Origin of the sequence: Herbiconiux liukaitaii, assembly GCF_041927495.1 — a bacterium.
Taxonomy (GTDB): Bacteria; Actinomycetota; Actinomycetes; order Actinomycetales; family Microbacteriaceae; genus Herbiconiux; species Herbiconiux liukaitaii.
Genome location: NZ_JBHFHG010000009.1, coordinates 26,406 through 49,061 on the forward strand (window position 1 = coordinate 26,406; position 22,656 = coordinate 49,061).

A 22,656-nucleotide genomic window follows, 5' to 3' on the forward strand; every position below is an offset into this window, starting at 1 on the left:
TGAGCTGGAGCCGCGGATAAGCCGCGGGTGTCTGAAAAAGGAGGGGGCCGAGAGAGCGGACGGTGCTCAATCTGGGCATGAAAAAAGCCGGATAAGAATCCGGCGGCCTGGCGCGCGCATAACAGGCACTTTCGAGTCTGAGTGTGACATGCCGTGTCTGTCAAGCCGTCCGGGCATCGATTCCAGGCAATAAAAAAGCCCCGAACGAGTTCGGGGCACAGCTTTAGAACGCATGGAGAGATTACCGCGGTGGCCGTGCGCAGGATGAGCGACACGCGCAAACGAGAAATGCCCAGGAATGCTCCGAGGCACGGCCCTAGGGGGCAACAGCCTAGCGATCCGTTGTGCAGTCTTAAGTCAAGTACCCTCGGCGCGGCGGCATCAGAACAACGGATCGGTTGACATGGCTGAGCGCTCGATCGGTGCAGAGAGCACATAGCGCGTGGCCACGGAGCTGACAAGGTCCGAGAACCAGCTCGGAGCCGCCGGGTCCACTCGGATTGCCTCGATGAGGAGTGACAGGTCAACGGGGAGGCCGATGCCGGCAGGTCTGGTTTGAGCGAAAACGCTGGGATCGTGCTTGTCGCGGTCGGCGTCTGATATCGCGGATCGGGTGAACATCGCGCGCACCTCACGTTCGTGCTCGAAGCTCTGGCGCTTGTGAACGAAGGGGAGGAAGCCGTTGTTCACGGAGAAGGTCGCCGTCGCGTAGTCGACGTATCTGACCTTCGCTGCGAACGGCCCCTGGGCCATCGGGTCGTCACCGAAGGCAGCCGCGAATTTACGGAACGAGGTGGTGATCGCGACCGATCGAGACTCACCACCGTATAGCCGCCACATGGCCGCCGACTCGTGCTCTGACTCATGCCAGCACGATACGTAGGTGCGATAGCGAACGTGCTCCCCGGAGTGGCTTAGGTTCCAGGTGTTGACCGGCCCCTCCGCTTCGAGCGGTGTCCCTCGGAGGCTTGCGAGCGGTACAGGAAGCGACCCCTCCCAGGCGTCGCCTAGGAGGTCGGCGCGTGAAAAGTACAGCTCCGCAGATTCGAGGAGCGCCACGAACTTGACGAAGTCCATGTAGCGCCAGAGGCGCGCATCAGCTGCCGGCTCCTCGAACGCGCCATTTGTGAAATACACCGGTCCCCCTCGGCCGCCAGACTGCCAATATCGTTTCATGGTGTTCCCGATTGATCTGACGCAATGGCGGGTTTACTCCGCCGAACAGTCTCTGCCAATCGGGCAGGAGTTCGCGGACATCAACGAAGCATCGACCTATCTGTGGTGGGTTCAATCCACGCAGTGGTGGAAGGCTACTTTTCCTGATGCCCCAACGGTAGATGTGGTTTGCGGTGGGGAATCAAACCGGACCGAGCAAGCTTCTTTCGCACGTGCAGCGGGAGAGGGGCGTTGGCAGATTTCGTTGCATCCACGAATGATGAACTCCATTGTGTTGCTGCATGAGGTCGCTCACTGTCTAGCTCCGCGTCAGTACGGAGATATCAAACGGATCGAAAGAGGAAAGATCGACGGCGGCCGATACCACCCCCACGGTGAGCACTTTCGCGGGACATTTGCGGCGCTGGCCGAGCGTTACAAGATCGGCGTCGATCCCCAGGAGCTTCGGAGGGCGTACGAGCATTTCGAGCTGGATACGGCGAGCATCGAAGCAGTGGTCGAGGCCCGTGCTCACTCCGCTGATGTCGAGCGAGCCCAAGCAGAAATTTGGGCTCGGCATGAACGAGAGTGGAAGAACGATCCTAGAAGGATCGAGATGGAGGAACGGGCGGCCAAGGCCCAGCGAGAGCATGAGGCGGAGCTGGATCAGGAGGGTGCTTCTCAGCCTGCCCGGCCTGAGCGAGGGTGGATTCCACCGACATTCTGGGGTGACTGGATCTGGCTCACGAGACGTCACTTTCGGCCCCACATCAGTCAGAAACGCCTAGCGGCTGAAGTCTCATCGGTGGTGCGCTGCACGGCCCGAGACGTGGCCCGGATCGAGCGACTGGAGCATCGGCCGGAAGCCGAACTAGATATCCAAAGGGCAGTAGCGTTCGCCGCAGTACTCGACATCGACCCAGTGTGGGCAGAGTCCCACCGCGGCATCGCGCCCGGGTTGCTTACGCTGAGCCTGGAGCAGCTGGAGCCCGTTGCGCCCGAATGGGTAGAGCAGATTCGTCACCTGAACGCCCTCTTGGAAACAAGACCTCCCCGGTGGCGTGTGGAAGGCGACCGCTAGCCCCGACGCTTGCGTTAGGTCTATGGGGCGGCGCCGTCGGACTTCATCGAAGAAGTGGCACAGAACGGGCTCGCTCTGCCCTCATCGCATTCGTCGTTCTGGCCTTGATCTCCGGATTAATCGGGTTTGGATTCACCCGGTGGAATAAGCATCTGGACCGGCGGGTAGAAGAAAAGCAACAGGGATTGCCAGCGACTCCGCTCGGGTGCCGGTGAATGACCCGAATGCGCTTCGCAGAGGCAAACGCACGGCACTTCAAGTTGCGGCGCGGTTGGCATCCTTTCCGGTACCGGGCTTCACATCGTTCAGCCGCTCGACCTGCTTGTGCCCGTAGTTGCAGCGGCGGAACGCTCCACGCTCGGCGTCGACAATCACCGGCAGGTGGTGGTCGAGCACGTCGCGGAGGAACGAGTGCAGCATTGCATCTTCTTCTGCGAGCATGTGCGTCCAGGCGTCCCAGATCGCTGCAAGGCGGGTGACAGCGTCGGGGTGCTCGCGCCACTCTAGGCACCACACAGTGCCCTTGCCACCGCTGGTGAGCGTCGGCAAGAGCACGTTATCGACCCACTCGGGCAGCCCGTCTGGAACCGTTGTGATCGGGAGCCGATCAGGCAGCATCGGCGGCATCCGGTCGGTTCGACACCGCAGTCGCCGCGGCAGTCTGGTTCAGCTTGACTAGCTGCTTGTCTTTCCACCACGGGATCGACCGGACGAGCGCTGGCCGGCACCCGGAGGCGAACACGACCATGCGGCCTAGGGTCAGCGACGCGAGGTCGGAAATGTCCATGATGCGCTCTGACTTGCGGGAGCGGTTCAGGGAGCGTTTGCCGTCGTGCGTGGTCACCGACCGTTCGGTGTACTCGTAGTCGCCGATGAGCTCGGAGAGGTCGCGGAGGAAGGTGTTGGAGGCGTTGCCTCCACCGAACACCCGCACCGTCGATGACGCCCACAGCTTCCCGAACCCGGTCGCGCCCCAGACTTGTTCGCCTTGCTCTTGGGTTTGGAGGATGGTGATGACGATGATTCCGCGGGAGCCGTAGGTCGTGTACTTGTCGGGGAGGTCGGGTATCCGGCAGATGTTCCCGGCCTCATCCAGGATCGCCATGAACGGTTTCTGCAGCCGCCCCGAGGGCTCCTGCCGGGCGGTGTTCTCCGCAGCTGTCAGAACCGCTCTGGTGAGTGCTGCAATCAGCGGGCCGGCCGAACCTGGCCCTTCCTCGCTGAACAGGTACAGCGTGTCGGAGGGGGCTGTCACGAGCTGCTGCGGGTCGAATTCGGGGTGCCCATCGTGATGGGGCTGCACCCACTCGCGCACGGACTCGGAGGAGAGGAAGGACAGCGCTTCGCGGGCGTAGGCGAACACACCCGAGCGGGTGCGTTCGGTCATCTGCTGCATCGACTCGATCTCGGCCGCGATGTGGGGATAGTCGAGCTCAAGGATCTCGATCGGGGTCGGGTCGTCTTCGCGGCCGAGCCAGGCCGTGACGGTCGGGAGGTACTCCCCCGCTACTGCGGCTGCGAAGAGGTAGCGGGACATGAGGGTGCGCCCGGTCTGGGGAAAGAACGGGTCCTTGTCTCGCTCAGCCCCATAGGTTGCTGCGGCGAACACTGCCGCAAGGTTGGAGGCATCCTCGACCGTCCGGACACCGGCGAGGGGGTTCCACCAGCAGTCGTGCCCCCGGTACGCCGAGGCGAGTCGTTGGGGGTCGAAGATGGAGACCGTGCCGGTCGCAGCGCGCACTGGCAGGGTGTCGGCCAGAATGTCGGGTTTGACCGATGTCGCTAGCAGCGGTCCCGGCGCCGCCAGAATGTTTGGCGTGACGATCGACGCTGATTTATTGCGGCGCGGCCCGGCGATGACCGTCACGGTGTCCTCGTAGGAGGCCCGCACCGGCACGGAGCCGGCCACCGTGTGGCCGACGGTGATGCCGACGAACTGCGCCGGAATCCCCATCCGCTCGTGGCGCTTCCGCAGCGCGGCCGGCAGCAGCGGCTTGATCGAGCTGCCAGTACCCATCTTCGGGGCGGCACGATCGGCCGGCGAGCGGTCGCGGCCGCGGCGGGCGGCAATGACGATCGCCACCACGATCACGGCCAGGACGATGACGCCCACCAGCACCGCGGCCGCGGTGTGTGCGCCCGTCCGCTGCTGCCCGTCGCGGATCGCCAGAACGGGATTCACGAAGCCGGTCGCGGTGCCCGACCACCAGCCGGCGAGGGTCCAGACGGACACCACGCCGGCCGCGGCCAGCAGCAGCACGCCCATGGCCACGAGGGGGGCGTAGGAGTCGCCGCGGCGAGTTACGGCCGACATCAGGCCAGCACCCGTCGCTCGTCGTCGTGGTGGCGCTGAGCGCGGAACCGCTCATCGGTGTTGTGGAGCCCCTTCTGAGTGCCGCTGTGGATCATCTGCACCGGCACCCCGGGGCGACCCTCCACCTTGAACAGCACCTTGCCGGCACCGGGCGGCGGCGGGGTTTTCCCGTCCCACGTTGCTGGGCCGGCACCCCACGACTTCGCCGCGTTGAAGCCCGACACCATGGCTTTCTCCTTGTTCGTAAGCGGCTTGATTTCGCCCAGCACGTCGAGGTCGTCATTCGTGAGGGCCATGAGCCCGAGGAGCCCGGAGCGCTCGGCCAGGCCGCGCGCTTTCTCCCGGTCCTCCGAGTTCGGCAGCGACAGCATGTCCTTGGGTGAGTGGGTGATCTTCATCTCCGCGGTGCCGACCGAACGGTTCGAGCGCGACAGGGTGTCGGCGTGATCGACGATGCCTGGTGTGACCCGCGCTGGGTACCAGAACTCATCCATCAAGGTGGTGTACCCGCTCCAGGTCACCGATGGGATGTACGTGTCACCCTCGCGCGCGGCCTCGGCCTGCTTCTCAGCTTCAAATCGCGCGATTTCCCAGTGAGCGTCGATCGAGTCCATGCCGAGTGACCACGAGATGAGCATGGCCGTTGACAGCAGAGCCGGTGCGCTCGACGGGATTGACGATGTGTCGAAGCAAAATCCGCCCCTGTTTCCGGGATCAATTTCCACCGATGTGGTGCCGCCCAGCAGCCGGCCGAGGTCGCCCGAGAGCATGGCCTCGATCGTGTCGCCCAGCAGTGAGTACTTCTGGTCGAACGCCTCCACCGACGTCTGCCTCGTCAGGGACAGTACCCGCTCTGAGGGCTCTCTAAACGCCTGCCGCAGATCGCCCGTCACCGGGGCGGGGTTCCGCTCCAAGACGGTCTGTACCGTGGCCTCCACCACGGCATCCTCCATATCGGAGAGGCGGTCACCGCGGCTGATGCGGAGAGCGAGTTGGGCTTGCTTGGTGACTTTCCACATTGCGAGCTCGCGGAGTTCGTCGCCTATCGTGCCGCCGATTCGTTCGGCCGCGCGACCCAGCGGTCCCGGCGACAGAAGGTTGAGCTGGTGGCGGGCGTTCGGCCCGAACTCGAATACCGACCCGCCCGCCTGCTCGATGAGCGGGGTGTGCTCGCCCCTCTTCAACGGGTTGAACACCGCGGGAATCATCCCGCGCGCCATCATCCCGAGCGTTATCGTCTGCGCGGTCGAGGACTTCCCCACGCCATTGATGCCGAACAGGAACATCGACGGCGACGAAATCACGCCCTCCATGTAGAAGGCGTGATGGTCCAACGCCACCGCCGTGCCGGTAAGCAGGTCAGTGCCGCAGGGTGCACCCGACACGGGCCGGGCGGTGCCGGCCGTGAACGGAAAGATGCCGTTCGCCTGGACCGAGGAGCCGTACCAGAGCGGAGCGGCCGGAATCCGGTTCCAGCGGCCACCGCCTCGGCCGAGGAATCCGGTGGGACTGAGGGTGCGCGGCTTTGAGCGCGCCCAGGCGGGCATGGGCTTCATACGATCCCCTTCATGGCAGCTTCTACGGTGGTTTCGTGCAGCCACGGCAGCACCCCGAGGGGCAGTGTCGTGTGGAACGAAGGACCGGCGTCGTAGTCGCAGAACCGGTACGACAGCGCCGACGAGTTCAGCAGCGACTTGAGCTTCAGTTCGGCATCCTTGTACGCCCGGTTATCCGGCTCGAAGGTGACCGTTACGGCCATGCCGAAACGGGTCACCGCGGCGCCTTCGACGACTTCGGTTTCGAGCTTCTTGGCCTTGCCCTTCAACGCCCGGTCGGCGGCAGTCTCGCGCGCCTTAGCAGACGCTGCGGTCGACGCGCGGGCGTCGAGCCGCTGAACGAGCTGCACGGCCTTGTCGGGCGACACCGGCCGGTAGAAAATCGCCACGCGTTTCCGGAGGAACCGGTCGGCCGGGCTGAACAGCGGCGCCATGGTGTCCTCAGTGATTTGCAGCTTCGGCGGTGCCAGAACGAGCGCGGTCATCGACGCAACGCCGTCGTGCTGGCAAATGCGCTTGGCGCTGTCGTCAAAATAGTCGGGGCCTGCCTCCGTGACGTGCAGCCCGGAACTCTGCCCGCGCAACGCGTCGCTGGCGAACTCAGCCGACCGCTCCGGGTTGTACGCCACCCGGACGGCCTCAGCGAGAACCTTGCTCGTGGCCACCGACACCGCGCCGCCGCCCGCAGCTCGCAGCGCCTCGACTTGGTAGGGAAGCTTCGCCGCGACCTCCGCTACGGCATCCTCCACCGACATACCCAGCGCCGGCACCGACCAGGTGAGCGTCGCCCAGGTCGAAACCTCTGAGTAGCGCGCGGGTAGCTGCTCGCCTGCTTCCAGGGAGTGCCGTCGCGCAATCTCCGGGGCGTCGGGGTCGAGGTCGGAAATGATGCGCTCGACCAGCGGCCCCTTGTCGCGCAGCGCCGACTCGACGACCATCGTCGCGCCGGCCAACGCCGGGTCGTGCGACAGCGAGGAGATCCAGCCGCCGTAGTTCACCACGGAGATGTCGATTGTCGGCTGCGTCTGCATATCCGTGCCGTCAGGGTTGCAGGACAGAACCGCCGTGAGGGTCTTAATGCGCGGGTTGTGCAGCAGCGTGAACGGCCGGCCGAAGCCGTCCGTTCCGCTGATCTCCTGGGTGTTGGCCAGAATGCCCGGGAGGGTCGTCAGGTGATCGGCGGGCATGGTCGAAAACAGCCCAGACCGGAACGAGGCTTCGCCGCGGCGGGTGCGGCTCTTGCCCGAGGCCCGCGACGCGATCATGGAGGCGAGCGTGCGGCCGGTGGTGTCGCCACCGAACCGGAGCACGAACATCAGATTGAAGCCGACCGCCACCAGGAAGGCGACGAACCCGGCACCGAACCATCCGCGTGTGAACATCATCACCATGAGGATGAGCCCACCGAGGAGCACCGCCCAGCCGGGCAGCGTCAGCCCGGCGAGGGTCGCTCGCGTCGTCGGGAGCCACACGCCGAATCGGACGCGCTGTGTTGTCTGGTCAGTCATCGTCGATCATTTCTCCTACTCCGTGGCTTCCCGAGGGAACTGCGCGTGCCAGGTCACGCGCCGAGTCCCAGCCAGAACGGCCAGACCCCGACGACCCGGAGGAACCCGAAGAACCGGACGCGCCGCCCGATCCACTGCCGCCACTAGAGCCCGAGCCGCCAGGCGTCCCAAGGCCACCGCTCGGGCCGGGGCCACCCGAGGGACCAGCCGAACCAGTCGCGCCGGCGGCACCCGTCGCGCCGGTCGCGCCTGCACTGCCGGTAGCGCCCGCGGCACTCGCCGAACCACTGGCCGCAGCAGCTGCAGCAGGCACAGATGCGCCACCTGTGGCCACGGCCGATCCGACAGCGACCGTGGCGACCGCCGCCGTCTTAGCTGCATCAATGAGGATGCCGCCCGCGTTGGCCTTCCCGACCGCCGACGTGATCGGCACCGCCAGGCGCATCAGCGCCGGGAGAGCAAAGATTGCCAGCGCGAACAGGGCCAGGCCGGCCATTGCCGCTTCCGGCCCGTCACGGCCCTGCTTGAACCGGATTGCCAGGCCGTATATCGCGGCCGCGACCGGCGAGTACAGCACGAACGCCAGGAGCCAGCCGGTGGTCTTCTCCCACAGCTGCTCCTGCTTCTCGAACATGGCCCCCGCGGCCGCGATCGGCCAGAACGGCAGCAGGACCGACACCGCCACCGCGCGCAGCAGCATGATGATCCACTGGATGCCGACCGCCAACGCGCCCAGCAGCCCGAACAGCAGCTGCAAGGCGACGTTGCTCGCAAACGTCGTCGAGTCCCACAGCACCTGATTGGTGCCTTCGGTCGCTTGGGCCGATTCGAGAATGTACTTAGCCAGGGCGTTCGACCCGGTTTGCAGCACCGAGAAGAACGCCACGCCCGCGACCGCTACGAGGATCGCCCGCAGGAACTTCTTGGCCGCATCCGCGGCCACGTCCCCGCGCGCGGCAAGAGCAATGCGGATGCCGGCGACCATCAGCCCGAGGGTCAGGAGGAACACCTGAATCGGGAGCGTGACCCCGCTGAACCAATCGGCGGTGCTCCCGCCGATGATCCCGTCAAGACCCGCCCCGACCCACGACGTGTAAAAGCCATTCCACAGGTCGTTACCGCCCTCCACGAGCTGCTGTGCGAACTTGGCCAACTCGCCCTGAGCGATACCCCCGATCGCGCACCCGACGTCGAGGGGGTTGGAGCATCCGTCAGCCATTGCCGACAGCCGTCCAGCCGATGAACTCGCTACTTGTCACGTCCGACGCCTCACCCGTGGAGCCGTTGTCGAGCGGCTGAATTTTCCAGTCGCCGTCAGCCCACACCATCGGGTAGGGCAGTCCGCGGAACCCGGTGGAGCTATTCGGCACCCGAATGATGATGCGAATGGCCGCGCGGTCGCCGTCGTATTGCTCGACCTGGAAGCCCACGAGCGCCAGCCCGTTCGATTCCAGCTGGTTTTTCAGAGTCGACGGCGACGAGCCGATGTCAGCAAGCGCCGCGTCACGACCAGGAGACTCCGCGAGATAGAACTCTCCGACGTCGCGCGGTGAATGGTCGATCTGCGCATACAGCGAGGACACCGCCGCCAGAGCTGCCCCAGTCGGGGAATGCTCGAAGCACGCGGGGAACCCGGCTGTTGTGGTCGTCGGCCCGGTCGAATCGGACACCGGCCAAGTGACGCCTTGGGATGCCGCCCACCGAAGGTCGGTCGGTACTTTCCGGTTGTCACGGGCCGGTGCTTTGCATCCGATCCCGCCCGCGTCCGCGGTCGGGGTGCTCGAGGCGGGGGCGGGCGAAGCCGTCGCCGCGGCGTCGGGTGCATCGGTTGATTTCTCGGTCGGCAGGAAGAAGATAATCAGTGCCGCGATGACCGCAGCACCGAGGACGCCGAACGAGAGCCACAAGGTGACCTTGCTGGCCCGGCTGGTTTCCTTCAACATCACGGTTTAGCCGCCCTTCTTAGCCGACGCCCGGCACGCAGTTGGGGTCGGGGCTCAGGAAGATCGACACGATGCCGGAAGCGGCGGCGATCAAGACGACTCCCGCGATCCACCAGCCGAGCGACTTCATCATTTCGCCGCCATCACCACGGCGGGACGAAAAGAACATTCCGATACCGATCAGGATGAGAGCGATTACGGCAAGTGCGACTGCGACGAGCTGAGTCCAGAACTTCCCCGTATCAAGCGCATTGACTGCGTCCTGCGGCATGCAGTACGGGGCCGCGGGAACTGCCGCGACGGCGGCGTGTACGAGGTCGATCATGTTGATTCCTTCCATGAGCCACGGACTGCCGCAGCGATCTTTGCCGCGACTCTTGCCATGGCGGGGTTTTGTGAAACGGTCAGCATTCCCCGCAGAGGGGGAACCCAGGGAACGTGGACGATTGGGGCGGCACCGGAGAGAACCTTGATGCCGCGGCGGACGTCGGCCGGCACGTTGCCGGGAGCGTCCGCGACCATAAGCACAGCGCCGGCCCGGTAGGTCAGCTGCTTGGCCTCCTCGACGCCGCGCAACGTAGTGCGCGCGACCAGCAGCAGCCGGCCGCTGGCAGCGTCAGGGTTGGCTATCTCGGTGCTGTCTAGGAGTTCGGCCCAGGTCGACGCCCCGGAGCCGTGGTGGAGCCCGTAGAGCGTCCAGCCGGCTCTTGTGGCCTGCTCGTCGACCACAGGTGCCTCAGCGCAGTCGCGGGCAGGCCGCAGCCATTCCAGGATGCGCGGATCGGTGAGCGCCGTGGTCGTCACCGACCCGTCGACGCCGAGAGTCAGCGTGAACGACGGCTGCCCTGTGGACTGCACGACTAATTCGCGCTCCCCCAGCTCGGCGCTGTCGGCTTCCAGAAAACCGATTAGGAACACGGCAGGCGCAACGCCTGCCGGAACCTCGACAGTCTGCCCGCCGACCAGCCACATAGGCCCGGCCAGCTGCGCGACGGTCACCATCGCTACAGCCCTGCCACGATCGCGGCCGTGGCCGCGAGGTACGCGCGCCGGGTGCCCGGCTGCAGGTTCTCGTAGACCACGCGCGCGCCGTCAGCCAGCGCGTTGTCGTAGGGGATGTGCACGATTTCGCGCACGTAGTTCCGGAAGTGATCGACGGCATCAGCCCGGTTCTTCGCCGCCGCCAGGTCGCGTGGCGAGCCTTTCCGGGCGGGTGCGGTCGGCTCTGTCAGTAGCAGCACGCCGCGTGCCAACTTCGCTTCCAGTCCTTGCGCCACGAGGGTGTCGACCGTAGCGGCGAGCTTCTTAGTCGAATCCTCTTTGTTGAGCGCCACCAACACGATTTCATCGGCGATCTCTACGGCCGCCTGCCAGGTGCTTGCGGTCGCAGCGTTGCCGGTGTCTACGAGGATCAGGTGATAGAACTGCCGCAGCATCCCGTGCAGAGTCACGAACGCGGACCCGTCGATGACTTCGGTGTTCGATGCCTTGTTCTGAGAGGCGAGAACGTGGAAGCGGTTCTCCCCCTGTGGCCGCATGTAGTTCATCAGCTCGGGCGAGTTTGACGCGGTTTGGAACCGGTCGATGTTGTCGAGCAGGTCACGCGCCGTGAGGTCATGAGAGGCAGGCAATGCGAGGTCACCGAGAGTGCCTTGGTTCTCGTTGTTGTCCCAATCGAGCAGATTCCCACCCCGCACGCGACCAAGGGTCGCACCGACCATGAAAGTGGCTGTTGTCTTGGTCGCGCCGCCTTTGAGGTTCACGAATACGACCGTTTTGTGGCCGGCGAGCCCGCGCTGCGCGGTCGCCCTCCACAGCCGGTCTTCAAGCTCGGCCGGCCCAGGAGCCAGGCGCAGGCCCACCGAGTTGAGTACGCCCCGCCACCCCATCTGTGCCGGATGGGGCGTTGGCTCCGCCACGTTCGCCCCGAAATCAGCCGCCGAGGGCTTCCGGCGCGTGGGCAGCGCCTCTCCCTCAACGTCGTCTGGCTCGGCCGCCATAGCCACTCTCGATGCTGGCCGAACAACTAGCGAAGCTATCGGCGCGAGTGAAGTCGATGACGTGGCTAACCTCGGGAGCTCAACCGCCCCCGTCGCCGTCAGCGCGGCACCACCGGCCGAAGGCGCTGGCAGGACCCTGGCCGGCTCGCTGGCATCCGCGGGAGCTTCCGCGACGGCTACAGCACCATCAGAGCCCACCTTGAACCAGGTCTGCCCGGCCAGCCCACTGCTCCGCACGAGCACGGACAAGCCTAGTTCGAGCGCCTCAGCGGTGAACAGTTCGATCGCGGCACCGTAGGCGCTCGATCCATCTCGGGGGTACAGTCGCTTACCATCAACCAGAACCGTTCCGTCGGCTTCACTAGTGAGTTCGCGCCACGGCAACCTTTTGCTCAATGACCTTGGCATATTGGTCATAGTACCTGAATAGTTCAACCTGGTGGGCTATTAAGACGACTTCATGGAATGATGTCGTCCATGCGCAGGAATGAACGACTCAGTCGGTCAAACTGGATATATGCATGGGGACAGCACGACCAATCCAGGACCTGACCCAATGCCAAACGACGTCGTTGTGGCTGCAGAGGTTCTCGGAAGCCCGCATAATTCGGAGATAGCGTCCTATCTCGCCGGGCACAGCAACGCGACGTTCGGCGAGATCTACAAGAACCTTCAAGACCGCGGCGTCGACGTCGTTAAGGGAACCCTTTCTCATCGCCTCCGAATGCTCGAAGACGCCGGCGTGGTCATCGGTGACCTCCCGCGCGATCAGCGCGGCAGAGGCAAGGTCGTTCGCTACTCCCTAGCCCCGGCCCGGCTGCAGTACCTCGTCTCCCGCCAGCTCGACTACATGCTCGGGTTGCTGCCTCAGGACGCAAGCACGGCGCCACTCATCCACCCCACAGCCGACGCTGGAGAGCCATTCGGTCCTGTGAGCGCGCAGATTCTGAACCTCTTGTCCAGCCACTCCCCCGCCACCCTCGACGAAATTCGGCAACACATAGACGACCGAGCGGCACGATCGCGCCTGACCACCCTGGTCGGCCTCGGATTCGTCGTGGAGGACGCCCAGGGCCGCTACAGAATCAGCCGATCAGGCGTGGCCGAGGCTGCTCGAATGCTCTTTGACGCCTCAATCTCTCGCGACGACGACCGCGACTAAGCCAGCACGTTACGCGCGTCGCGCGGCTGGAGCATATTGCGCATCTCCCGCCACAGCGCGAACGAAGGCTCCGACCACCGCAGGTCGTCTTCTGGGCGATCATCGTGCCAGAGCCACTTCTCATTGCTCAGGCCCAGCGCGCGGAGCGCACTGGTCTCAACAATCGCGCTTCCGAGCCTCACGAGTGCCACATAACCCGTGGCCTGGTGCTCGCCCTTCAGCTCGTACCCGAGTGTCTTGCAGACGGATTCGTAGAAGTCGCTCATCACGGTTTCGAACTCGCTCTGCCGCTCTTCCAGGATCGTAAGCAGTAGCGGAGACATCGATCCGGAGATGACGGCCAGGTACTCGAGCCACTGAGCGGACTCGGCTATGTTGGCGCTATTCTCATCGCCAAGGCTGCTGACCAGCTTCCTTAGCAGTCCTTCGCGCTCCTCGGGATCAGTCGGATTCAGAACGCTGATCTCCACCATGAACTTCCCTAGCTGGATCGTCGCGGCATCATAGCGAGGACCATGTCGCTGGTCGACGAATGAGCGGAGTTCCGCCTCGCTCATAGCCTCATACCCATCCCAGGCCGACGGCATCGTCAGATGCAACTCTCGTGAAGCCCGCCGAAGCTCGATCGTTTCCGGGGCCGACAACCAGGAGGAGAGCGAAAGGGAATCGTCCGAGCATTCCGCAAGGCGTTGCTCCATCACCAAGGCGCGCGCCCTGCTTTCGACGCGGGACACCGCTGCTGCCAGCCGCTGGCTGGCGGCAGCATCGCCGGCCAGAGCTCTATCGCGATCCTGCGCCAAAGCGCTAACGCGGTTCAAGTCTCGTGAGTCAGTTACCCACGTAACCAATGCCTCGCCCAGAGCGGTCAGCGATCTCGACGAGAAGAGTTCGGGATGCGGGAGCTCGCCCCAGCACCACTTTGTGGTGAAGAGGAACTGGGGCCGAGACGCCGAGTCAGGCGAACCAAATCGAAGACTGGTGTCCTCAACGGCCTCAACGAGCGCGAATGTCTGCCCCTGTGGGTTCACTAGCGCCCAGGACAGACGTGCACCGTTGATATCTGAGAGTGCCCAGCCGCTTCTTAATTCCATCTGCATGCTCCCTCCATTCAAGTCGACACTCCATAGTGTCCCCCATTCGAGGGTAGTCGCAAAAGCAGATGTACCATCAGCAATGAATGGCCGTATGAAATCGGTCATATGGATACGCTTGGAGCGTGATGAGAACATATCAACGCCAACTCCTCCGCGCCTCAGGCTCGCAGTCTCGCTCAGCGCGAGTGGCGGACGCGGTTTCACAGTCTTCGCTAGGACGCGCGCCGGCACCGTGTGAGTTTAAGAATCTGATTCAGAAGGACCCGACACACCGGGGCGACTCACAGAATCTGATTCTTAACGCCCATAGATTCAGTGCCATGACTAGCCAGCGATACCGAGGCGGCCGGCAAAGTAAAGGCGACCGCCAAGCACTCATCTCCCGTGTCGCCACCCCCCTCGGCGAAGCTGTCCGCGAAAAAGCCGAAGCCCGAGGGATGAGCGTCAACGACTACATCGCCTCGGTACTCGCCCGCGAGGTCGGCATGGCCGAGCTCGCCCCCCAGTCCCCCATCGTGCCCCGCTACCAGGAGCTGCCTATCTCAGAGGTGGCTTAAACGAAAGAGCCCGCCGCAACCGCGACGGGCATCTCCCAATAACAAGCTCGAACCAACCAGCTTCCAGGCACGAAGGCTCGAGCTCTACCAGATCAACCAACCCTCACGGGAGGTCTCACTATGTTCAGGATTGTAGGCTCCGCCACAACTGAACAGGGCGGCAACAGCGGCGTGTCACCAAATACCCACGCCCGACAGCTCGCAGCGGCAACCGACCGCGTGCGCCCCCTGCCCAAGGAGGCCCGCGTCACAGCCGCTTAACAAGAAGCGGCCCGCCGCAAAGCGACGGGCCAAGCCTCTCAGCCACGAACCTGCGAAAAGTTTGGCGACCCGAACAGGTACCGCGGCCGATCTACCAGCAAAAACCGGATCAGATCCGGGCCTTTGTCGTACCCACCCACCGGAGTGGAGGTAACCCCATCGTAACGCGCCAACCCCCAATCAATGCAGCACAACTGGGCGGCGTGTCACCAAATACCCACCCGTCACAAGATACCCACACCGCCTGGCAGCTGACCCGCAAGATCAGCCCCCGCGACCAAGTCCGCATCATGGTCCGCGAAGCCGACGGGCAGCTCCACGCCAACGAATACCCCCACCTGCACCGGCTAAGCCCGCATACGCCCAGTACCCCCTGGTGCATGAGACTCGCCGACGAGCAGGGCACATTCCGGGTTCTCTGCTTCGACTTCGACGCCAAGATCGACGAACCCGAGACCGCGGCCGACGACTGCGACGCACTCAGCACCCTCCTTACCGCCCACAACATCCCGCACCTGGTCTGCGAATCGTCCGCGTCTGGCGGCCGGCACATCTGGATCGCCCCTCAAGGCGGCCTGCCAGCCCGCGCCACCGCCGCCCTGGCAACCGCAGCCCGCGCCCACTACCGAAGCCTCGACCACGGCATGCTCCTCAACGCCCGCGAAGGCGCCGCCCGGCCGCCCCTATCGCCCCACCGCAACGGGAGTCACTCCAGAGTCCTTCGAGGCACCACCGACAGCCTTCTCGACGCTACCGCCGAGCCTGCAGCGCTTACGGCCCTCACCACAGCGCTCGAGGACACAGCCCCCAACACCAGGACCGAACAGAGCGGGCCCTCGGGACCCACCAACGATCACAGGCCCCACCGAAAACTCACCGCCTGGGGCGAATCCCACATGGCCACCGTCCGCGGTGGCAGCAATCCCTCCTGGACCGGATTCATGTGCCTCCTGGCCGCCGCAACGGCCGGCTGGACCACCCGCGACGTCGAGCACGCCGCCCGCACTGCCCCCGGCATGGAGCATTACCGCACCAAGAACACCGGCCGCGGAACCCGCCGCCCACGAGCAGCCCAAGAGGCGATAGAGCGCCTTCACCGGCAATGGGTCAAGGCGCAGGAAATCGCGTCATTCCGCAGCAGCTTGCCGGCCGACACCCGCATCATCGACCTCACCCAGCTCGACACCATCATGGCCACCACCCAGGCGCTCCTGCAGCGCCTGCACGCAAGCCCCGGCCGATGGGGACGTACCGAAGCCGCCGTCAGCGAACGATCCGTGCTCCTCGCCCTGACCTACCTCAGCGTGCATACCGGCAAGACGACCGTCGGCGCCTCAATCCGCGACCTCGCCCTGCTCGCAGGTATCGGCCGCACCACAGCCAACCGCGCCCTCGCAACTCTCGCAGCAGACGGATGGATCGAGACCATCCGAACTGCAGACGGTCCCAACGCGCGCGAATTCAGGCTAACCCCGCACTTTTCCACACCATCCGACAAGGACCGGTCACAACCACTTAAGAACCCCCGCCCCCCGGGCCAACTTTTCAGCCTCCGCACCGTCATGCTCGATAAACTCACCCACCTTCTCACCGACGGTCGGCACGACCTCTTCACGCGAGCCGGCCACGGTCACACCGCCGGACGCGTCTACGCGGAGCTCCGCGATCAGGTAGATGCCATCTCAGTCGATGGGGCCGCCCGTTTGCTTGGGATAGACAGGCGAACTGCCACGACAGCTCTCAGTCGTCTTAGGCGCTCACGGCTTGTCATCAAACGGGGAACGGGCTGGGTGAGGTCAGTTCGAGATCTCCGCGACGCGGCGGCACGCGCGATCGGAGTACTGGGAACGTTGGCGGCTCGAGCTCGACTGTACGCGCTTGAGCGGGAAGTGTGGGCATGGTGGCTCGCAGAATACGACACGATGCACAGCAGCCCCCGGCAACGCCCCGCCCGTCCTCACGTTTCAGCCAGACCCCTCTTCCGCGACGACGGCTCTGGAGAGCGCACCTGGCCTAGATACCCACGGTCCGCCGACGGCTTTGCCAACCATAGGGAGGCGCGACACTATGTCGAGGCCGGCTACCTCCGACCAGGGAGCCGCTGGGCGTTGGGCGACGTCGCGTAGCCCAACCGCGGCTGTAGCGCTTCGCATCAGCTAGACCTGCGGCTCAACCAGCCGTCACCAAGTACCCACGGCCTCCGGGCTCTACATCGTGGGTATTTGATGACGCGAAGGATCAGGGTCAGCTATCCCCTGCTGAGGCGTCCAGCTATGGGTGCTTGGTGACGCGGTCTCCCAGCAGATCGTGGGTATCCGGTGACGCAGACGAAGGTGCGCTTCTCGACCCCGCTTGTCACCAAACACCCCCGCAAATATCGTGGGTATTTGGTGACAGCCGTGGGTGTTCGGTGACGGAGCCGTGGGTAAGTCGTGACGTCGCCATGGGTGATTGGTGACAGTCGTCGCCTAACCGAGGGGCTCCGACCGCTGGATTGAAGCGGATGTCAGGCCGGTCTCGACCCTCCCCCTGTAGTTCTGCCAGTAGCTCTACCTTTAGAAGACTTGACCACCTGACATAACCACGGAGCACTTTGCAATCCAATTCAACAACCGGACTTGAGCGATAGAGAATCTGAAACTCACACTGCATCTGCGACCTCACGCCTCGACATAGAATCTGCCAACTGCCCACTGCAGGCCGTTTCAGGGCCCTTAGACCCTGTTCCGCATCATCCTGAGCGCCGAGCGCCCCTCGAGGGCCCCTCGAGGGCCTCACGGCGCAATTGTGGACTCGTGACAGAACCTGATGGGTGGGTAACTGGTGACGACGAATCGTGGGTAGTTAGTGACGGAACTCATCGTGGGTACTTAGTGACGTGTCCCGCAGCACCGCCGTCGTTTGCCGAGGACTAAATCAGCTCGACTCTCCGCTTTGTCGGCGGAATATGCGGGCGCGAAGGGCGTAGCACCAGAAACTCCTGAGTCACCTCGACATTTAACTCGGGATAGACCAGTTTCACCTCGTGCAAATTCTTGATGAACGCCGCCTTGAACTGACGTATTGACCCGTACTGGCCACCGAATTGATCATTCAGCTCCGTCCAGCGAATCTTCGCCGGACGCGTCAGGGTGAATACCCGGTACGTCGCCCACAAATAGATATCTAGCCGCATCGGCGACGAACCCAACGCTCGCATCGCCTCCAGATGCACCGGGACCGGGGCATCAACTATCGACCGGTAGAACGACTCCGACAAGGTCACCGATGACGACCACAGGCCTTTGTTCTCGTCACCGACCTCCTTCGAGAACCACAATTGGACGGTGTCGGCGATCTGGAAATACTTCACCATCTCGCCGCGGCCGCTCTCGTTCATCGCCAGCCCACGCACGAAGAGCTGCGAACCGAACAAGCGCTGCAGCTGCTCGGTGAGTCGCTTCGCATCACGGCCGCCCTTAGCTAGCCCGATCTTCTGCATGAACGTATTCATGCTTGAGCCAAGCTGAAGCACCGGGCTCTGCGTGCGGACCGCCTCGGTTGCGATCCAGGTGAGCGCATGTCGGGGCAGTAACCCGTACGCGAATCCTTCGTACTTCGAGCCGTCAGGATTCGACAGAAGAGCAGGACGCATCGTCAGCTCGACATCACCGTTCTTGCGAGTCCAATACGGAACGTCGCCCGGGTCGCGGTACGGCAGAGATACTTGAGCCCAGACACGGGCGCTGTAGCCCACGAGGGGATTGCTGTCGTCCTGTTCTTGAGCTGCAGCGAAATTCAGTGCTTTCAGGCGGTCGCGCGGAATGCGGGGGACCGCCGGTTCGATGGCGCTCACGACGGATCCGCCTTCTGTGCCCCACTCCCCCACGTGGTTCGAATGGCTGTCTCGACCGCCGCACGCAAGCTGATGCCCTCACGGGCCACCACCTCGTCCAGTAACTCGCGATAATCAAGCGACACTCGAGTGTTCAACTGAACGGCGACATCACGCTTTTTCGGGGGCCTGCTGTCGATCGCTGTCATGGTTCCTCCACAAGAGTTGATAGCTCGCTAGCGTGCTATCAATCCTGGCGGCCATCGTCCCGTCCGGTCGGATCCGACCCCGGCGCGTCGAAAGAGAGTCCTAACCAGAAAGGACAGGTTGGCCGGTCGGTTCTCGCAACACTGCCACCCATCCTGGCTCCGCCAGTGAAGGAGCCTCGTTGCGGCCCGTGCTCGCCTGCAAATTTCCGTCTGTCTGGCCACTTCACGATAGTTCGCTCCCTGCCCTTCGTGCCCACCAATTCGGACGCGCCCTGACGGGCTTATTTCGCCCGAATCGGCGCGCACTGCGGGCAGTCCGCTCTCAATCGCTGCGCTTGCCAGACAGGCAGAAAAATCAGTTGAGGGAGAGGAAACCCAATGACTACCAACACCGCCAGCATCCAGCAGGGCGTCGTCGAGCACATCGACCCGACCGTGATTATCGTCGAGGCCAACGTGCGAAGCGAGGCGAAGCTGCCCGCTGATTTCCTCGCGAGCATCAAGCAGCACGGTGTTCTGTCGCCGATCCTTGCCCGCCGCGACGAGCAGGGCAATATCATCGTGCGTGCCGGTCAGCGCCGTACCCTCGCCGCCCGTGAGGTCGGGCTGGCCAGCATCCCGGCTTACATCGTCGAGGCCAACGAGAAGACCGTAGATCGGATCGTGCAGCAGATAGCCGAGAACGAGCACCGCGAAGCCGTCACCGACGCCGATCGGGTGGCCGCGTACCAGCAACTCGCGTTTGAGGGACTGACCCCGACCGTGATCGCCAAGCGGCTCAACACCAAGCCTGCCCTCGTGAAGGCTGGGATCGCCGTGGCCGAGAACGCCGCAGCCGCATCCGCCATCGTGTCGCACTCGCTCACGCTCGACCAGGCGGCGACGCTGATCGAGTTCGAGGGCGATGACGACATCGTGGCCGAGTTGATCGATGTGGCGACCACCGAACCCGGCCAGTTCGCCCACACCGCTCAGCGGGCGCGAGACGACAAGGCCCGTAACGCTGAGAAGGCCGCAATTGAGGCCCTGCACGCCGAGCGCGGGTACGTGATCCTCGACCGGGAACGCGGCTACTTCGAGAACGACTACACGCTGGTGCGCGACCTGGTGACCGCCGACGGCACACGCCCCACCCAGGAGCAGATCGACGCCGCCGAGGGACGCGCTGTCTACGTGGCCACCTACTTCGGCGGTCATTTGCGCCCGGTCTACTCCGTGGCCGACCCCAAGGCGGCAGGGTTCCGGAAGGACAGCGGGAGCGGCGCGAACAGCGGCCCGATGACCGACGAGCAGAAGGCCGAGCGCAAGATCCTGATCGCAAACAACAAGGCGTGGGCCAGCGCTGAAACAGTGCGCCGGGAGTGGCTGGCCACGTTCCTGTCGCGCAAGACCCTGCCGAGGGATGCCGCGCAGTTCATCGCCCAGGGCCTCACCATCCACGGGCTGAACGTCGGCAGCGCCGCCCGCGACGGAAACGCCCTTGCCCACGAACTGATGGGCTTGGAGCGCGGGGGCTACTACGACCGCGACAAGCTCGCGGCCGTCGTCGAGGCCACCCCGGCCAAGGCCCATCACGTCGCCCTCGCGGTGATTCTTGGCGGCATAGAGGCCAACACGTCCAAGATGAGTTGGCGGAACCCGAACACCCAGGATGCGCTCTACCTCAACCAGATCGCCGCGTGGGGGTACAGCCTCAGCGAGGTCGAGCAGATCATCACCGAGCACGAGAAGAACCGTGCCGCCGCCCGCGCAGAGCACGCCGCGGAGGGTGACGCCCAGCCCGTCGAGGTCGAGAGCGAGCAGGACGACACCGGCGACGACTTCGAGGAGTAGCAGACACCGGCGTGGCAGTCCCACACTGCTGTCACGCCGGGCCACTCCCCCGGCTCCGGCACGGAGGCCGGAACCTCGATCCGATGTCAGAACAGTTTGACCCTGGTATCGGAACGGAGGCAGACCAGCAGGGAGCCGCAGAAGGAACGCCGGCGCACTGCCCTCATCGGAATGGAGCCGCCGCCGGCGGCACTGCCTAGTCGTCATTTTTCCGTCTGTCTGGCCACCTCACGATAGTTCGCTGCCGGCCCTTCGTGCCCACCGATTCGGACGCGCCCTGACGGACTTATTTCCCCCGAATCGGCGCGCACTACGGGCCCTCCACTCTCAATCGCTGCGCTTGCCAGACAGGCAAGAAAATCGGTCGAGTGAGAGAGAACCCATGAGCACCACACTTGAAAACATCGTGCGCGGCCAGATGGTCGCCTATCTCGTCGGGCGGATCATCACCTGCCCCGTGACCGGAGCCGTGCTCGACGCGCGCACCGCCGTCGCGTTCACGGACGACGACGGCGACCCGGCCTACGTCGTGTCCCCCGAGGCTTGGGCGGCAATCAAGACGAACCCCACGGCCCGGGCTTGCTTAGTGGGCACCCGCGGATACACCCTCTCCGAGAACTAGGAGACGCCGTGCTGATCCTCACCACGCCAGACGGCGACACCATCGCCGGCTCAACCGACGTCGAGCTGGCTTCCAAATGGCTCGACAAGCAGCACGGCGAGGGCTGGGAGAACGGCGTCATTCCGTTCGACCAGCACGACGCCATGAACTCGGCGATCGAGGAGCTCGCGCTGATGGCCGACGGAATCTTCCCCGGCTACACCGTCGCCGAACCCACCACTTTCGACCACTAGGAGAGACATCATGACCACCACCGACACCCACCGGGGCATCCTGATCGGAGCCGACCAGCTGCAGCAGGTCACCGTGTCCGCCGACCAGACATGGAAGGCGATCCAGCAAGCGATCGACGCACGAAACTTCGACGTGGTGCGCTGCCGCGACGGCATCGACCTGTACGTGGACGATGAGGGCGCGATCAACGGGGCGCCGTTTAACCTGCCGCTGACGATCATCGCCCACGCGCTCGGCCACCCCGCCGCCCTGTTCGGCTCCGCCCTCGCGCTGACCGCCGACGACGACGGCGACACCCAGGGACTCAGCGACGAGCAGGCTCAGGCCGTCACCGACACCATCGGTCAGAACCCCTCCCCCGAGGTCGTCGACGCCGTGGTGGCCACGCTGAGCGTGCATCCGGCGTTCCTGCCGATCATCGCCATGCTCCGGTCGATCTGACCCGCCTAGGTGCGGGGCCGCCACGGAGGCCGGCCCCGCACCCTCCACCCGCACACCACCAGCCCCGAGGAGGGCCCCATGACCACTGAACCGCCCACCATCCCGCTCCCCCCGAAGGTCGTGGCCGCTGTCGACCTGATCCAAGCCCATTGCATCCGTGAAGAATGGATGCTCCCGACGGACCTTCCCGACCAGGCCACCACCTACCGGTACGTCACCGACTCCTGCAACCTCCCCGACCGCGGTACCGGCTACGGGAAGCCCGGTGCCGGTGAGTTCGAGGACTACGGCGACGAGTATGCGCACGCCTACCTCATCGTGCTCGCGTGGGAGCGCATCGAATGGGACCTTCACGAGAATCCCGACCACGAGCACGCGGGTGAGCTGACCCAAAATGAAACGTGGGAAGCCCAGGGTCTGGTGCAAGTGCGAACCCGGAAGCTCTTCTGTCCGTCGAACGGCATGTTGCATCGTTTCGGCGGAACCGTACTCGCCCCGATCTGCCTCGACTGCGAGGTACTTGACTAGCCAAGGCGACCGCCCACCTACCGACTGAGCGCGACGACCAGCGCGCCGTGCTCCTCAAGGGACGCTGGTCGCGTTTGCGTGCGCCCGGTCCAGCTCAGATCGCCGCCGGCACGGGACGGAGCCCGCGCCGGCTAAAAGACGACCGGCGCACCGGCCGACTGTTGCCATCGGAGATGACTAATTCTTTGCCGTGAAGCCTTCGGCAGCATACGGTCGGCCAACCTCCGTACAAGCGCTTTCGCGGCATATCCTCCCTCGCTGCGCCCCCCGGTATTCCACGGTCGCTTGCACTCCGGCCAGCTCGCCCTAGCGGCGGTAAACCGCCTTCACGGCAAAGAAACGTG

21 protein-coding genes are annotated in these 22,656 nt (G+C 64.5%); 8 read left to right on the top strand and 13 right to left on the bottom strand.

The window, feature by feature from the left end; genetic code table 11:
- Positions 1-381 precede the first annotated feature (381 nt).
- Positions 382-1,137, bottom strand: coding sequence for a DUF2971 domain-containing protein (locus ACEXQC_RS18645; RefSeq protein ID WP_374825767.1), 756 nt, complete (start codon positions 1,135-1,137; stop codon positions 382-384).
- Positions 1,138-1,174: 37 nt separating this feature from the next.
- On the opposite strand from ACEXQC_RS18645, the gene ACEXQC_RS18650 reads away from it, so the two are divergent.
- Positions 1,175-2,236 carry a hypothetical protein gene (locus ACEXQC_RS18650; RefSeq protein ID WP_374825769.1) on the top strand — a complete coding sequence of 354 codons (1,062 nt, stop codon included), beginning with the start codon at positions 1,175-1,177 and terminating at the stop codon, positions 2,234-2,236.
- Positions 2,237-2,491: 255 nt separating this feature from the next.
- On the opposite strand, the gene ACEXQC_RS18655 is transcribed toward ACEXQC_RS18650, so the two are convergent.
- From ACEXQC_RS18655 to ACEXQC_RS18695, 9 genes are read right to left on the bottom strand one after another with little or no spacing between them, the layout of a single operon-like run.
- Positions 2,492-2,854: a DUF4913 domain-containing protein gene (locus ACEXQC_RS18655; protein WP_374825771.1), complete on the bottom strand. Its 363-nt coding sequence runs from the start codon at positions 2,852-2,854 to the stop codon at positions 2,492-2,494.
- Positions 2,844-4,502, bottom strand: a complete 1,659-nt coding sequence (locus ACEXQC_RS18660; RefSeq protein WP_374825960.1) for a type IV secretory system conjugative DNA transfer family protein — start codon at positions 4,500-4,502, stop codon at positions 2,844-2,846. The genes ACEXQC_RS18655 and ACEXQC_RS18660 overlap by 11 nt, the downstream gene beginning before the upstream one ends.
- A gap of 47 nt (positions 4,503-4,549) precedes the next feature.
- Positions 4,550-6,106 (bottom strand): ATP-binding protein, encoded by a 1,557-nt coding sequence (locus ACEXQC_RS18665; protein WP_374825773.1) that lies wholly within the window; start codon positions 6,104-6,106, stop codon positions 4,550-4,552.
- Positions 6,103-7,614, bottom strand: a complete 1,512-nt coding sequence (locus ACEXQC_RS18670; RefSeq protein WP_374825775.1) for an SCO6880 family protein — start codon at positions 7,612-7,614, stop codon at positions 6,103-6,105. The genes ACEXQC_RS18665 and ACEXQC_RS18670 overlap by 4 nt, the downstream gene beginning before the upstream one ends.
- Positions 7,607-8,767, bottom strand: a complete 1,161-nt coding sequence (locus tag ACEXQC_RS18675; protein WP_374825777.1) for a hypothetical protein — start codon at positions 8,765-8,767, stop codon at positions 7,607-7,609. Before ACEXQC_RS18675 ends, ACEXQC_RS18670 begins: the two co-directional genes overlap by 8 nt.
- 58 nt (positions 8,768-8,825) lie before the next feature.
- Complete coding sequence (locus ACEXQC_RS18680) at positions 8,826-9,557, bottom strand: DUF8175 domain-containg protein (protein ID WP_510186169.1); 732 nt, start codon at positions 9,555-9,557, stop codon at positions 8,826-8,828.
- A gap of 19 nt (positions 9,558-9,576) precedes the next feature.
- Entirely contained in the window at positions 9,577-9,882 is a 306-nt protein-coding gene (locus ACEXQC_RS18685) for a TrbC/VirB2 family protein (RefSeq protein ID WP_374825781.1), read from the bottom strand.
- Positions 9,879-10,559: a hypothetical protein gene (locus ACEXQC_RS18690; RefSeq protein ID WP_374825783.1), complete on the bottom strand. Its 681-nt coding sequence runs from the start codon at positions 10,557-10,559 to the stop codon at positions 9,879-9,881. Before ACEXQC_RS18690 ends, ACEXQC_RS18685 begins: the two co-directional genes overlap by 4 nt.
- Before the next feature lie 2 nt (positions 10,560-10,561).
- Complete coding sequence (locus tag ACEXQC_RS18695; protein ID WP_374825785.1) at positions 10,562-11,557, bottom strand: MinD/ParA family ATP-binding protein; 996 nt, start codon at positions 11,555-11,557, stop codon at positions 10,562-10,564.
- A gap of 556 nt (positions 11,558-12,113) precedes the next feature.
- Between ACEXQC_RS18695 and ACEXQC_RS18700 the strand changes: the two genes are divergently transcribed.
- Positions 12,114-12,719 (top strand): helix-turn-helix domain-containing protein, encoded by a 606-nt coding sequence (locus tag ACEXQC_RS18700; RefSeq protein ID WP_374825787.1) that lies wholly within the window; start codon positions 12,114-12,116, stop codon positions 12,717-12,719.
- Here ACEXQC_RS18700 and ACEXQC_RS18705 read toward each other — a convergent pair.
- On the bottom strand, positions 12,716-13,537 hold the full coding sequence (locus ACEXQC_RS18705; RefSeq protein WP_374825789.1) for a hypothetical protein: 822 nt from the start codon (positions 13,535-13,537) through the stop codon (positions 12,716-12,718). The genes ACEXQC_RS18700 and ACEXQC_RS18705 overlap by 4 nt on opposite strands.
- A gap of 1,474 nt (positions 13,538-15,011) precedes the next feature.
- Here ACEXQC_RS18705 and ACEXQC_RS18710 point away from each other — a divergent pair.
- A complete protein-coding gene (locus tag ACEXQC_RS18710) occupies positions 15,012-16,757 on the top strand; it encodes a hypothetical protein (RefSeq protein WP_374825791.1) in 1,746 nt (581 codons plus the stop codon).
- A 785-nt stretch (positions 16,758-17,542) separates the two neighbouring features.
- Here ACEXQC_RS18710 and ACEXQC_RS18715 read toward each other — a convergent pair.
- Both ACEXQC_RS18715 and ACEXQC_RS18720 read right to left on the bottom strand, forming a co-directional pair.
- Positions 17,543-18,466: a replication protein RepA gene (locus ACEXQC_RS18715; RefSeq protein WP_374825793.1), complete on the bottom strand. Its 924-nt coding sequence runs from the start codon at positions 18,464-18,466 to the stop codon at positions 17,543-17,545.
- The gene (locus ACEXQC_RS18720; protein ID WP_173184548.1) at positions 18,463-18,654 is read right to left on the bottom strand and encodes a hypothetical protein; all 192 of its coding nucleotides are present in this window, start codon (positions 18,652-18,654) and stop codon (positions 18,463-18,465) included. The genes ACEXQC_RS18715 and ACEXQC_RS18720 overlap by 4 nt, the downstream gene beginning before the upstream one ends.
- Before the next feature lie 378 nt (positions 18,655-19,032).
- On the opposite strand from ACEXQC_RS18720, the gene ACEXQC_RS18725 reads away from it, so the two are divergent.
- The 5 genes from ACEXQC_RS18725 (at position 19,033) to ACEXQC_RS18745 (ending at position 22,312) form a co-directional block, all read left to right on the top strand.
- A complete protein-coding gene (locus ACEXQC_RS18725) occupies positions 19,033-20,487 on the top strand; it encodes a ParB/RepB/Spo0J family partition protein (protein ID WP_374825796.1) in 1,455 nt (484 codons plus the stop codon).
- A gap of 382 nt (positions 20,488-20,869) precedes the next feature.
- The gene (locus tag ACEXQC_RS18730) at positions 20,870-21,109 is read left to right on the top strand and encodes a hypothetical protein (protein ID WP_374825798.1); all 240 of its coding nucleotides are present in this window, start codon (positions 20,870-20,872) and stop codon (positions 21,107-21,109) included.
- An 8-nt stretch (positions 21,110-21,117) separates the two neighbouring features.
- The gene (locus ACEXQC_RS18735) at positions 21,118-21,342 is read left to right on the top strand and encodes a hypothetical protein (RefSeq protein WP_374825800.1); all 225 of its coding nucleotides are present in this window, start codon (positions 21,118-21,120) and stop codon (positions 21,340-21,342) included.
- A 10-nt stretch (positions 21,343-21,352) separates the two neighbouring features.
- Entirely contained in the window at positions 21,353-21,784 is a 432-nt protein-coding gene (locus tag ACEXQC_RS18740) for a DUF3846 domain-containing protein (protein WP_374825802.1), read from the top strand.
- Positions 21,785-21,862: 78 nt separating this feature from the next.
- Positions 21,863-22,312, top strand: coding sequence for a hypothetical protein (locus ACEXQC_RS18745; protein WP_374825804.1), 450 nt, complete (start codon positions 21,863-21,865; stop codon positions 22,310-22,312).
- Positions 22,313-22,656: the final 344 nt, after the last annotated feature.